At 61.6% G+C, this 13,995-nt stretch carries 6 protein-coding genes; 4 read left to right on the forward strand and 2 right to left on the reverse strand.

The features are described 5' to 3' along the window. Positions 1-48 precede the first annotated feature (48 nt). Genes OHD62_RS32405 through OHD62_RS32415 form a run of 3 tightly spaced genes read left to right on the forward strand, consistent with a single transcriptional unit; the run spans position 49 to position 2,784 of the window. Positions 49-909, forward strand: coding sequence for an ABC transporter permease (locus OHD62_RS32405; protein WP_263791420.1), 861 nt, complete (start codon positions 49-51; stop codon positions 907-909). A gap of 1 nt (position 910) precedes the next feature. Further along, positions 911-1,711 carry an ABC transporter permease gene (locus OHD62_RS32410; RefSeq protein ID WP_263791423.1) on the forward strand — a complete coding sequence of 267 codons (801 nt, stop codon included), beginning with the start codon at positions 911-913 and terminating at the stop codon, positions 1,709-1,711. After that, on the forward strand, positions 1,708-2,784 hold the full coding sequence (locus OHD62_RS32415; RefSeq protein WP_263791425.1) for an ABC transporter ATP-binding protein: 1,077 nt from the start codon (positions 1,708-1,710) through the stop codon (positions 2,782-2,784). The genes OHD62_RS32410 and OHD62_RS32415 overlap by 4 nt, the downstream gene beginning before the upstream one ends. 122 nt (positions 2,785-2,906) lie before the next feature. Here the strand turns inward: OHD62_RS32415 and OHD62_RS32420 are convergent, their stop codons facing one another. Further along, the gene (locus OHD62_RS32420; protein ID WP_263791427.1) at positions 2,907-6,371 is read right to left on the reverse strand and encodes an AAA family ATPase; all 3,465 of its coding nucleotides are present in this window, start codon (positions 6,369-6,371) and stop codon (positions 2,907-2,909) included. Further along, a complete protein-coding gene (locus tag OHD62_RS32425; protein WP_006205502.1) occupies positions 6,368-7,627 on the reverse strand; it encodes a metallophosphoesterase family protein in 1,260 nt (419 codons plus the stop codon). The genes OHD62_RS32420 and OHD62_RS32425 overlap by 4 nt, the downstream gene beginning before the upstream one ends. Before the next feature lie 362 nt (positions 7,628-7,989). On the opposite strand from OHD62_RS32425, the gene OHD62_RS32430 reads away from it, so the two are divergent. Beyond that, a complete protein-coding gene (locus OHD62_RS32430) occupies positions 7,990-13,971 on the forward strand; it encodes a DUF3320 domain-containing protein (protein ID WP_263791430.1) in 5,982 nt (1,993 codons plus the stop codon). Positions 13,972-13,995 lie beyond the last annotated feature (24 nt).

Genomic DNA, 13,995 nt, shown 5'->3' on the forward strand with positions numbered 1-13,995 from the left:
GGGACGGGACGGTCTGCGTCGTCTCGTCCCGTAGCCCAGGTCGCTGCCATGTCGGTCGAAACACGCCAGAGCCCACCAACATTCCGCATGCCGGCAGGCTTCAACGGCCTGCTGCCGGCGCTGATCCTGATCGTGCTGTTCTTCGTCGTCCCGGTCCTGGCCCTGCTTTTGCGCAGCGTCACGGAGCCCGAGCCCGGCCTGCAGAACTACGCGGCCCTGCTTGGCGACGGCACCTATGCGCGGGTCTTCTTCAACACCTTCCTGGTCGCGTCGGTGGTCACGATTGTCACCGTCCTCGTCGCCTTTCCGGTTGCCTGGATGCTGGCGATCATGCCCTCGGCGCTGGCCTCGATCGTCTTCGGCGTCATCATCCTGTCGATGTGGACCAATCTCTTGACCCGCACCTATGCCTGGATGGTGCTGCTGCAGCGCACCGGCGTCATCAACCGGACGCTGATGGCCGCCGGGATCATCGACCAGCCGCTGCCGCTCATCAACAATCTCACCGGCGTCACCATCGGCATGGTCTACATCATGCTGCCCTTCATGATCCTGCCGCTGGTCGGCACGCTGCGGGCGATCGATCCGATGACGCTGCGCGCGGCGGCACTGTGCGGCGCCAGCCCCTTCCAGGCATTCCGCCGCATCCTTTTGCCGCTGTCGCTGCCTGGCGTGGCGGCCGGCGGCCTGATGGTCTTCGTCATGTCGCTCGGCTACTTCGTCACCCCGGCACTGCTCGGCGGTACGTCGAACATGATGCTCGCCGAAATGATCGCGCAGATGATCCAGTCGCTGCTCAACTGGGGGCTCGGCAGCGCCGCGGCCTTCATCCTGCTTGTCGTCACCATGGCGCTCTACGCGCTGCAGCTGCGCCTCGTCGGCGCCAGGCGCATGAGCGGAGGCATCTGAGATGCTGCTCGACTATGACCGCATGGGATGGCTGAAGATTGCCCTGCTCGGCTTCACCGCGCTGGTCGCCGGCTTTCTCCTGTTGCCGGTCGTCTTCATCGTCCTGCTCTCGTTCGGCTCGTCGCGCTGGCTGGCCTTCCCGCCGCCCGGCTGGACGCTCAAATGGTACCAGGAGCTTTTTGCCGATCCGGCCTGGCTCGATGCGGCGCTGACCAGCGCCCGGATTGCCACCATGACGGCGATCCTGGCAGTAGCGATCGGCCTGCTCGCCTCCTTTGCCCTGGTCCGCGGACAGTTTGCCGGGCGCGAGATTCTGCGCGGCCTGCTGCTGACGCCGATGGTGCTGCCCGTCGTCGTCTTCGCCATTGCCATCTATGCCTTCTTCCTTCGCCTTGGTCTCGGCGGCACCACCATCGGCTTCGTCATCGCCCACACCGTTTTGGCGCTGCCCTTCGCCATCATCCCGATCGCCACAGCACTTGAAGGCTTCGACAGGTCGATCGAGGACGCGGCAATCGTCTGCGGCGCGAGCCCGCTCGAGGCCAGGCTCAGGATCACCTTGCCGTCGATCCGGATCGGCATCTTCTCCGCCGCGATCTTTTCCTTCCTCGCCTCGTGGGACGAAGTCGTGGTGGCGATCTTCATGGCCAGCCCCAGCTTGCAGACCTTGCCCGTCAAGATCTGGGGCAGTTTGCGGTCGGATTTGAGCCCGGTGATCGCCGCCGCCTCCAGCCTGCTCGTCGGGCTGACGCTTGCCCTGATGGTGGTGACGGCGCTGCTGCAGCGAAAGGTCCGCACATGACCCAGCCCTTCCTCTCCATCCGCAATCTGCGCAAGACGTTCGGGGCGATCGTCGCCGTGCATGACGTCACCCTCGAGATCCCCAGGGGCGAGTTCCTGACCTTCCTCGGGCCTTCGGGTTCGGGAAAATCGACGACGCTCTACGCGATCGCCGGCTTCCAGGATCCGAGTTCCGGCGATGTGCAGCTGGAAGGAAAGTCACTGCTTGCCGTGCCCTCGCACAAGCGCAACATCGGCATGGTCTTCCAGCGCTACACGCTCTTTCCGCATCTGACGGTGGCCGAGAACGTCGCCTTTCCGCTTCGGGTTCGCCGCCGGCCGGAAGCCGAGGTGAAGAAGAAGGTCGCCGACATGCTGGCGCTGGTGCGGCTCGAAAGCTTCGCCACGCGCTTGCCGGGCGCGCTGTCGGGCGGCCAGCAGCAGCGCGTCGCACTGGCCAGGGCGCTGGCCTACGATCCGCCGATCCTTTTGATGGACGAACCACTGTCGGCGCTCGACAAGAAGTTGCGCGAGGAAATCCAGGGCGAGATCCGCCGCATCCATCGCGAGACCGGCGTCACCATCCTCTACGTCACCCACGACCAGGAGGAAGCGCTGCATCTGTCGGACCGGATCGCCCTGTTCCGGGACGGTCGCATTGAGCAGACCGGCAGCGGCGAAGACCTTTATCTGAGGCCGGCGACCGATTTCGTCGCCGGCTTCATCGGCAATTCGAATTTTCTTGCCGCCGAACATCTCGACACCACCGACGGCACGGCAACGATCCGGCTGGCCGACGGCTCTGTCATCTCCGGCGTCAGAGCCAACGGCACGTTTGGCAACGGCCAGAAAACCAGGCTGATGATCCGGCCGGAGGCGTTTGGCATGGAACGGAGCCCGGCGAGCGCAGAGCTCAACGTCGAGATTGTCGATGTCGCCTTCTATGGCGAACGGCGGCGCATCGTCGCGCGCACCGCCGCCGGCGAGGGGGTCGACATCAGGCCGACCTCGGCCGCCATGCCGTCGCAGGATGTGTCGCCCTGCAGCCGGCAGGTGTTTTTCGACCCGGCGGCGGCGTTTCTGTTTCCCGCCTGAGTTTTCCGAGCGAGTTGAGGAACATTCCCCGCAGGTGTCTGATTCAAATTGCCCATGACATGGGCGTGGACGCTTGGATCGAGTCCAAGGCGATCGTTTGCACCAACGCAAAGCGTGCACACCTATCCGAGCTCATGGATCGTCACGCTGGGAATAAGGGCCTTGGCGATCTCGCACAGGTGTTGGTGATGCGTGAGGTAGATCACCTGGCCCGCACATGCCATCTGACCAAACAGCTTGAAAACCTCCTCGGATCGGACGTGGTCGAAGGTCTCCATGATATCATCGGCGATAAAGGGCACAGAAGGTCTAAGCCGCGCAAACTCGTAGTAGCCTGCGAGCCTCAGGGCGAGGTAGAGCTGAAACCGAGCGCCCTTCGACAGGGCGTCTGCGACCTTGGACTGCCCGTCGCGTTGCATGGCGATGAGGACTTCACCACCTTTTGCCGGTTGGGTCGCCAAGCCCGTGTATTGACAGCGTGTGATGAGCGCGAAGGCATCCGATGCCCGCACCATCATCCCGGAACGATGTTGCTCACGATAGACCCTCAGGGCGTTTGAGGCCGACATTGCTCCCAATTTCAACTCGATATACCGAACCGCCTTCTCCTCGATTTCCAGAAGCACGGTGCGACGCTCCGCGTCTATTCGGGCAACCGCGCTGTCGCCGCCAATGGCATCCAGCTTGTCGGCCGCGCGGGTCCGCCGGATGAGCTGGTGCTGTATCAGTTCGTCAAGATCGCCAAGCCGCCGCTCGCTGTCGGCCTTCTCGATCGCAAGGATATGCGAATCGAGGCCATCCAGGATCGAATGGGCCTGCTCGATCGTGTCCACCGTGAGTTCAGCCAACAGCTGTTCCTCGAGATCGGTGACGGTGGCACGCAAGCGGTCCCTTTCCTTGAGCAGCTCGTCGCGCTCAACGACTTGCGCCAAGGTGGCCACTCCGAAGGCGCCCAAAACATCTCGCTTGCGTCGTTCATGAACCGCGACTTCCAGATCGAGAGCGTCACGAACATCTTGCAGGCGCTGCAGGTCATTGAGGAGACTCAGCTTTGCCTCACGGGCGCGATCGGCGCGCTCCAGGCGCTCGGCAAGCCTGATGGCCAACTGTTCCGGGTCCTCGTCGTTCGCCGGTTCAGCCATTAGTGCCGCGGCAGCGGTAATCTCCTCGATGAAAATGCTTCTGTCTGCCTCCATCTTCGCAATACGCAGCCGCATGGCGTCCCGGTCCTGAATAGCCTTTGACAGCTCAGCCAACTGATCGAGTACGCCGCCGACGCCAGGCACGGAAATCCCTCTTTCCAGCCAGGTTCCCTTGAGTGCTTCGGTGACGTCGGCCACCCATTCCTCCTCGCGCCTTTCCGCCACCTCCAGGGCGCGTCGCCTGACTGCCAGTTCTTCCTCCCTCGCGCTTACGGTCCTCACCGCCTCCGCGCGTTCGGCGTCCACCTTGGCTTGCCTGTCGAGAAACCGTTCCGCGACGGCCACCATGACTTCCAGCCTCTCGTTCGGCTGTATCCCGACGCTTTCGAGGGCCGCGCTCACCTCAAGGCGTATGAGATTCCCGTCGTCAGTTGCCCGCTCAAGCTTCTTGCGCGCGACCAGGATCTCGTCCCAGGCCGAGAGTGCATCGGCGCGGGCGGAACTACGCTCCTCGATCAGCCCGATCAAAAGCTCAAGCGAGGGTTCCTGGCATGCGCCAAGCAAGTCTGTCGCTGCGGCGATGATTTCCGAGACTGCCGCTTCCCCACTGGAGGCGAACTGCCCTAGTTGATCAGCCGTGCGCGTGATGACAGCGGCGCTCTCAGCAAGGCTACGTTGTGTTGTTCGGATTTCAGCGAGTTCGCGCGCATGGACCAGACGTATCGCTGCAACACCGTCGTCACGAGCCAACGCCGCCTCGAAAATGTCTGCCGTCTCGGCGAGCAGCTTTTCTCGATGTCCTTTCCAAGCCTCGTCCCTCTTGCGTCGGACAGCCATTGCCGCTTCATCATCCGCCACATCGACCGAGGACCGGATGGTTTCCAATCGTGCCAGCAGCGAAGCATGCGTTTGTTCCTGCTCCGCCAGACGTTGGGAAAGGATGGCTTTGTTCCTCTGGTGCTCTGCCGAAAGTGTCTTCCAGGCCGCGATCTTGCTGGCGCTCGGAACTGACATCGCACAGAGCGTCTCGGCGTTCCCCTCCCACGGCTTCAGTCGCCGGATCGCCGCCTGCCAACGATTTTGACTTGCGTCTTCCGCCTCACAAGCCGCCTTAATCTCGCTCAGATGCCCGCTTCCTCTCGCCTTGGACAGCGCCGACGTCAGCCTTGCCCGGGCAGGCTCAGGCACAGCCCGTTCTTCACCGACCCGTTGCCTTGCCGTGTGAAGCGCATCCAGGGCTGCCGCGGATTCATCGCGGGCGACGCGGACGCTGGTGGTTATTCCTGATCGCTGTTCGAGCATATTGCGAACAGACCCGACAATGGCAGCGGGCAGGAGAAGCGAGGCCGGCTCCTGTTCCGTGGATTTCCCCAGAGCGGCAAGGCAATTCGCCACGGCGTTGTCGAGGATTTGAAGCTCCATCCTGCGGGTAGGCAGGTCCAGGCCAGCAGACACATATCGTGCCTTGCGATCGGCCAGTGCGCGAACCTGTTCGGAGATTGCGAGGATCGCCTCATCCACGGCGATCGCCGCGATCCTCGCCCTTAGTCTCTCCATTTCGTCGTCGTTTGCCAATTGGCGCGTTCGCAGGCTGGCGTCCTGATCGATCATTTCGGCGACACTCCCCGTCCAGGTCCGGGGCGGCGAAGCCAGGTCAGGCAATTCGGCAAGCCGAGCGGCCCTCCGCTGCGTATCGGCCGCGAGGGGAGCCGCGCGCAGATACTTCGCGATTGTCTCCAGTCGAGCCAACAGCACCGATCGTTCGGCTACGCTTCGATCGTATTTTTCCGCGGCCTCGACACGTTCCGCCTCCAAGGTTTCGAAAGTGGAGGCCAACGTGTCGATTTCATCCTTGCGGGATTTCAGTTCGGCAAACCGCTTTTTGAGCAGCGCAAGTTCGGTTCCGTGTGCCTGCTTGCGATAGAGGCTGTCTGCTTCCGCCTCGAGCGCGCTCAGGATGTCACTTGCGTGCCCCAGTCCGGCGCTGGCCGCAAAAAGCAGCTTGCCGAGGTCTCCGCGCGATTCCAGGATCGATTTTCCGCCTGCTTCCAGCGTCTCGTCGTCCAGTGAGAACATGGTGCTGTAGGCCTCGCGCGACAGGCCTGCCAGATGTGCCGATATCGCCACTTCACTTGCCGGCTGGCCGGCCGCATCGTGCAGCGAGTTGCTGCGTTGTTTCGTACGCGAGAAGGTCCGTTCTTCGCCGGCGAGTTCGAGCACGCCGCCGACGCGCATGGCGCTATACTCATGCAGGAAATTGTAGCGGCTGCGTTCCTCAATGCCAAACAGCAGGTCCAGATAACCGGAAAGTGCCGTCGATTTTCCAGCCTCGTTCAAGCCGAACACAATGTGCAGATCGGGTCCGGACTCCGGCTTTGGCCCGAAGTCGAGCGCCCTGTCGGTAAACTTCCCGTAGCGAATGAGGTCGAGGCGCCGTAGTCTCATTGCTGCCCGCCTGCCTTGAGGCGGGCCGTGACCAGACCGGCACCACGGGCGAGAGCCCCGTCGAGGAACACGTCCAGCGCGGCTTCGTCCTTTCCGGCAAAGTCGCGCGCGTCCGGCGGAAGATCCGCGATGGTTTTCAAAACCAGGGCTTTGGCTTCCGCTCGGAAAGCTTCCGACCTGGCAACGGTGTGCATGGATTGCGCGAGCTCCAGAACCGGATCGGCGACGCCGTCGGATGCCTCACTGTTAGGCGTTGACAGGTCCAGCTCGAGCTTCTCGATCCACGCATCACCCACCTGGTCGGCAGCCTGTTCAGCCTCCCCGAGCAGCAGATCCCTGTCGCGGATTATTTTCCAGGACAGCGGCGACGTACCGGTCAGGCCGAGGCGGACCACAGCATGGCGGGATCGAACGGCGGCCCGGGTTTGCTCCAGCGCGGACCGGATCCGTCCGACGGCCTCGGGCCATTCCAGCGTCCCGGTTAGATCAACATTCATCCGCTCGAATTGCGCGACACTGGTCAGCCTCTCTTCAATCGTGACGGTCCGGTCATCGCTTATCGTTACCAGGCTGACGGATTTCTCTCCAGCCTCATTGATGTCCCTGCCTTGTGGCATTCCCGGCATCACCACCGTGCTCGCGCCGGGATGGACTTTCCGAACATGAATGTGCCCCAGCGCCCAATAGTCGAAACCGTGGCCGTGCAAGTCGGCAACGCTGCAGGGGGCGTAGACGTCATGACCGGGGGATCCTGCCAGACTGGTGTGCATGATCCCGACATTGACCGCCCCTTCGCGGGGAGCCGTATATTTGGGCAGCAGGCACTCTGGCGCCTTTGGGTTTGCGAAGCTCAAGCCATGGACCATGACGTCCAGACCTCCGGCTGATTGCAGCACCGGTTGGGCACGGCCACCGAAGATCGTCACGGTATCGGGAAACACGAGCTGTTTCGTAATCCGCGACATGGCGTCGTGATTTCCTCGGATCATGAAGACCCTTACACCGGCCTGGTGGAGCCGGGTAATCTGCAACGCCAGAAAGCGTGCCGTTTTCATCGACGTCTGATCGCCGTCGTAAAGATCGCCGGCAATGACGAGGGCATCGACACGCTCGGCAAGGCAAAGGTCGACGATGGAGACAAACGCCTGACGACTGGCGTCTCCCACCAGTTCGGCAAGATCGGGGTTTCGCATCGCCAGCGAGCGCAGCGGCGAGTCGAGATGGATATCGGCCGTATGGATGAAGCGAAATGCCACTGGGCGATCTCCGGTCCCGAACAAGGGATGTGGTTCGACGAGAATTCTTCGGCACCCGGTCTCAGCGGGCTGAGTTCAGGCGACTCTTCATTCAGGCGTTGCTGGCCCGGCTTCGCTACCCCTCATACCCGGTTAGCAAAGCTCAACGGCATTCGGCAACTCTCTTTATGGCCCTGGAACGGCGTGATCGGGCCTTGATGAGTTTCGCCGGGAAATGCTGCGGTCAGCTCACTCCAAAAATTATCTGTACTCTAAACTATCGGACTGAGAGCTTCTTGTTCTGATAAGACATCCAAAAACACGACAAGAGCCTTCTTCAAAGGACAAAAAGCCGCTATTCTCTCAAGGGGGGTGCTGCATCAATGGAATCACACGATAGTTCTCAGTACGCAACAATTGACAGTGCCGCATCCGATATTTCTGCTGCGCCCTGCATCGTTGCCGATGTCGCTCCCAGCTTTACGTATGGGTCCTATCAGAATGCGATACCGGTCATCCGCTCGATACGAATTGAGAACAACTCGACCTTTCATTTTGAAAACTGCCGCGTTGAGTTGACATCGTCACCGTCGTTCCTGCGGCCGAAGACATGGACGGTCGATCGGCTCATCCCTGGTGACAGCCTTCAGTTAAGCGACCGCAAGGTTGAGCTCGATGCCGGTTATCTCGCCGGCTTGAACGAGGCCGAACGCGGTGAGATCACGCTTCGCCTCAGCTCGGGGGGAAAGATTCTCGATGAAAGACGTCTGACAGTCAGACTGCTCGCTCGCGACGAGTGGGGTGGCGTCGCGGACATGGCTCAACTGCTGCCGGCATTCGCCATGCCGAATGATCCGGGCGTGGCGCAGATTCTGCGGGCCGCAGCGGAACGTCTTGCCGCACATGGTCACCCGAGTAGCTTGGACGGATATCAGTCCCAAAGTCCCCAGCGGACATACATGCTGACGGCGGCCATCTATTCGGCGATCGCCGGCATGGGATTGCACTATGCGGAGCCGCCGGCCAGCTTTGAGAGTCGCGGCCAGAAGATCAGGCGTCCGACGACGATCGCGCAGGAGTGCCTCGCGACTTGCCTCGACACCACCCTCCTGTTTGCCGCTGCCCTGGAGGCCGCCGGCTTGCACCCGGTCGTCTTGATGTTCGATGGGCATGCAGCGGTCGGCGTCTGGCTGGCCAAGAGAACCTTCGGCAATGCCATCGAGACGGATCAGATGGAGGTCCGCAAGGCATTGGCGTCCCGCGAATTCATCGCTTTCGAGACAACTGGCGTCACCCATCGACCTGCGCTCACGCTCGACGGCGCGCAAAGTGCGTTGAGCAACCGTCTGGCGGAGGACCAGGCACACGTCTTCGTGGCGGCTATAGACATACGCCGCTCTCGCAGCGGCGGCATAACGCCGCTCGCTTCACACGAGCCGATCCGTCGCAATGTCGTCGAGGATGAGGCCGAGGTCGCCGCCGTTCTACCACTTCCCCCTGCCCCGGCCATTGGCGAACTGCCAGCCGAGACTATCGAGGTAAAGCCGACCAGTGCCGCTGGCCGTATCGAGCGCTGGCAGAAAAAGCTGCTCGACCTGACGCTGCGAAACCGGCTCCTCAATCTCCCGGATTCGAAGAAGACGATCCCGTTTCTGTGCACCGATGTGGCCTATCTGGAGGATCGGCTGGCAAACGGTGTCGCTATCCGTCTCATATCCCTGCCCGAACAGAATCCGTTGGGTGAGCGCGACGAGGTGCTTTACCGCGACGTTCACGGACGCGACCTTCAGCGCGGTTTCGCGGCGGAGGCTCTGCTCAGGGACGAGCTGCCCTCGACGCTGGACGCCCGTCAGTTGGACGCCAGGCTGATCGACCTGCATCGACAGGTCCGTAACGATTTCGCCGAGGGAGGGGCAAATACCTTATTCCTCGCCGTGGGCTTCCTGCGCTGGAAAAAGAAGCCGGACGATGAACGCAGCTATCGGGCACCACTGCTTCTTGTGCCGGCACGGCTTGAGCGCCGCAGTGCGACTTCGCGCTTCACGATCCGCTTCCATGAGGACGAGCCCCGTTTCAACGCAACGCTTCTTCAATTTCTGGAGCGGGACTTTGATCTGCGCCTTCCGCAGTTTGGCGGCGATCTGCCGCTGGACGACAATGGCATTGATGTGCCGCGTGTCCTCACCATGATGCGCCAGGCGGTGCGTGACGTTCCCGGGATGGAGGTGATCGACGAAACCGCGCTATCAACCTTTTCCTTCGCAAAATTCCTCATGTGGAAGGATCTGGTCGAGCGTACCGAGGCGCTGCGCCAAAACAGGGTCGTGCGCCACCTCATCGACACACCGGAGCAGGCCTTTCAGGCAGCAGATGGACAGTCGCCGTTTCGAGAAGAAAGTGACTTGGATCGCGCCTATGCGCCCTCAAGCATCATAAGCCTTCTGCCGTTGGATTCATCGCAGACGGCCGCAAGTCTCGCGGCTGCCGAGGGCCATGACTTCGTCATCGTGGGCCCCCCGGGAACGGGCAAGAGCCAGACCATCGCAAACATGATCGCCAACTGCCTGGGTGTGGGCAAGACCGTCCTTTTCGTGGCCGAGAAGACGGCCGCTCTCGACGTCGTCTATCGCCGGCTGCGGGAACATGGCCTGGGAAATCACTGTATCGAGCTGCATTCGAACAAGGCCGACCGCAGGCATTTTCTCGCGCAGTTGAAATCGTCCTGGGAGCATGGTGGGCGGGCGGACGCGTCCGAATGGGTCGCCATCAATGAGCGGCTGCGGGTGAGGCGCGACGAATTGAATGCCTATGTCGAGGCGCTTCACCAACGCTACGCAAATGGCTGGACACCCTATCTGGCATTGGGGATCGCCCTTAGATCGGCAGATGAGCCTGCGCCTGTGCTCACATGGCAGGCGCGCGATACGCACGACGCGCAAACACTTTTTGATCTGGAAGAGCTTGCCGCAGAAGTCGGCCTTGTCTTTGCTTCGGTCGACCGCGAGCCGGCACTCGACCTGATCGATGTTGGCGAGTGGAGCATCGGTTGGCAAGAAAACCTGCTTTCCGCGGCGAAATCGCTTCAGACTGCAATCGAACTTTTGATGAGCTCGATCAGGGACTACCTCGCCAGTCTGGGCCTCGGCGCCAAAGAGCCGGTGTCGCACGCAGTACTCAATTGCCTTGCAAGCCTGGCGGAGGTCCTGAGCCAAAGCCGAGGTCGCGACATCTCAATTGCCTTCGACCGGGACTTCGCTCAGTGCAGGACCGCCCTCGTGGATCTGGGACGTTCGATCGAAACCTATCGCGACGCTGAGCGCGGCCTTGCCGCTACCTATGGCGTTGATCGGGTTCGCGAGCTGGATCCCGACAGTCTGGACCGCCAATGGCGCGAAGCGAAGGCATCGTTCTGGCCGAACTCCATGCTTGGCAGGCGCAAGGTCCAGAAGCTTCTGCAGGGTTATGCCGACCTTGGCACCGCAGACCCCGGCCGCGACCTGTCGCCGCTGCAGCGCATGAAGCAGGCTCTCTTCGCCATCGACCAAAACCTGTTGGCTGGGAAGCCGCTACGGCTCGAGGGCCTGGCCACGGATGTCAAGGCAGTGACGGACATCCTGGAACTCGCCCAACGCCTTCGCGGTGCCCTGCGTATTCCCGGGTGCTCACAAGAGGAAATACGATCCGTGTTGCGTTCTGTTGCGCCGAGCCTTCGCGGCACGCTGGAAAATGACAGGGTACGCCAAGCAGGAGACCGGCTTCTCGCTGCCACGAAAAGCCTCGAGGTCGCACGTCGGGTGTTCGGTGAGATTGCCGGGCGCGACACTCCCGACAGCGGTGACGGCGCCAGTCTTGCTGCACTCAAGACGAAGCTCGGTGCTCTGATAGGCGCTCGAAATCTGTTTCGCGACTGGTCGGCATGGTGTGGGGCCCGGAGCAGGGCAATCCGCCACAACCTTGCCCCTCTGGTCGAGCAGATCGAGACGGGAGCAATCCGCCCCGAGCATGCGCGTTCGGCGTTTCGCGTAGGCTATGCGCGATGGTGGCTCCCGAAGGTCCTTGATGAAGACCTTGTCTTGCGAAACTTCCGCAGGTTTCAACACGAGAACGCCATCAAGGAGTTCCGTGAGATCGACGATCTGGTGCGGTCGCACGCCACGCAGCGTGTCATCAGTTCGATCGCGCATGGCCTGCCGGCAGTCCAGGGTGTCTCTCGCAACTCGGAACTGGGCCTGCTGCGCCACCAGATGGAGCTTCAGCGGCCGAGCCAGTCGATCCGAGACATGATCGGCAAGATGCCGGAGTGCTTTTCCAAGCTTGCCCCCTGCATGTTGATGTCGCCGCTCTCCATTGCCCAGTATCTTCCTTCGAACCAGGCTCTGTTTGACGTGGTGATCTTCGACGAGGCTTCGCAGATTACCACTTGGGACGCGGTCGGCGCCATTGCCAGGGCGCGTCAGACAATCATCGTGGGCGATCCCAAGCAGCTGCCACCGACCAATTTCTTCGGACGCAACGAGGATGAGCAGGAGGTCGCCGACCACGAGAAGGACCTGGAAAGCATCCTGGACGAGGCAAGGGCGTCCGGCATTCCGGTGCGCGACCTGAGGTGGCATTACCGCAGCCGAAGCGAATCCCTGATCGCTTTCTCGAACCATCACTACTATCAGAACCGGCTGGTGACATTTCCGTCGCCAGCGGTCGAGGATCGCGCGGTGCGCCTGCGAAAGGTGCCGAATGGCATCTATGACCGTGGCAAGAGCCGTACGAACCGGATCGAGGCGGAAGCTGTGACGGCTGAAGCGGTCGCGCGGCTGAAGAGCTGGCTAAAACTCCCCGAAATCGGCCGGCCGACGCTTGGCGTGATTACCTTCAATGCCCAGCAACAGTCCTTGATCCTGGATCTGCTTGACGCAGCGCGTCGTGATCACCCGGAGCTCGAATGGTTCTTCGCCGAAGATCGCGTCGAGCCAACGATCGTCAAGAATCTCGAGAACGTGCAAGGCGACGAGAGGGATATCATCCTGTTCTCGATCACATTCTGGAAAGATGCCTCCGGAAAGCCCCCACCAATGGATTTCGGGGCACTGAACCGCGATGGGGGTGAGCGTCGCCTCAACGTCGCCGTGACGCGCGCGCGTCAGGAACTCATCGTCTTCTCCGGTTTTTCGGCAGACCAGATCGACCCGGCCAGAAGCAAGGCGCTCGGCGTTCAGCATCTCAAGACGTACCTTGATTATGCCGAGAGAGGCGCTATCGCGCTGCCGGCCCAGGACATTGGCTCTGTCGGAGGTTTCGATTCTCCCTTCGAGGAAGCCGTGGCCACGCAGTTGGAACGAAGAGGATGGGTTGTCGTCCCGCAAGTCGGGATTTCCGGCTTCCGCATCGATCTCGCGATCCAGAACCCGGATTTGGCTGGCGCCTACCTGGCTGGGGTGGAATGCGATGGTGCGACCTATCACCGGTCGTCAACGGCAAGAGATCGCGACAAGATTCGCGAACAAGTGCTGAAGGGGCTGGGCTGGAACATCCTGCGCGTCTGGTCAACGGATTGGTGGTTCGACGCCAACGGATGCGCCGAACGGTTGCACACCAGCCTGGAAACCCTGCTGGAGGAGGGCCGGGCGAAACGCGCGACCGAAGAACCGAAGACTGAGTCTCACTGGGACATGGGGCGCCAGGTCAACCCGATCGACGAGAGTGCGCAAGACCACGCGAGGCCGATCGAAGAGCCTCCACTGCCGTGGACGGTTGCCGAAACAGAACTCGTATCGGTGAACATTCCCGCGGCTTCCAGCCACTCTGAGGGAACCCCACCATCAACGACGACCGGCCAGCATGCCATCGGCGCCGCGGAAGGGCGTTACGCAGTGGCCGATCTCACCGGTTTCCGCGCAGACCCCGAACAGTTCTTCGAATTTGGCTACCGAGCCACGCTGCATGGCATGATAGAAACCGTCATCGAAACTGAAAGTCCATTGCGAACAGATGTCCTCGCCCAACGGATTGCTCGGGTCCATGGTTGGCTCCGCACCGGTGGACGCATCCGCGAGAGGATCGACCTTCATTTGCGGGATCTGGACAGGACACAAGAGTCGAGCGGCGAGTTCATCTGGAAAAAGGGCAAGGTCTTGGACCTCCTGCCATATCGTCAACCGGTCGATGAGGAAGCGCGACGTTCGATTGCCGATATACCGCTGGCTGAACTTGCCTCGATGGTGATTGGCAACCCCGATCTTCTGGACATGCACGATCCCGCACGCGATCTAGCTCGTCTGCTTGGGGTAGAACGTCTTGCGGCGATCTCACGTGCACGCTTGGACGAGGCAATCGCCAGGGCCAAGCAGCATATCGTTCAGAGCGAATAGGAATGAGCAAACGATGTTATCGGG

The organism is Mesorhizobium sp. YC-39 (assembly GCF_025753795.1).
Taxonomy (GTDB): Bacteria; Pseudomonadota; Alphaproteobacteria; order Rhizobiales; family Rhizobiaceae; genus Mesorhizobium.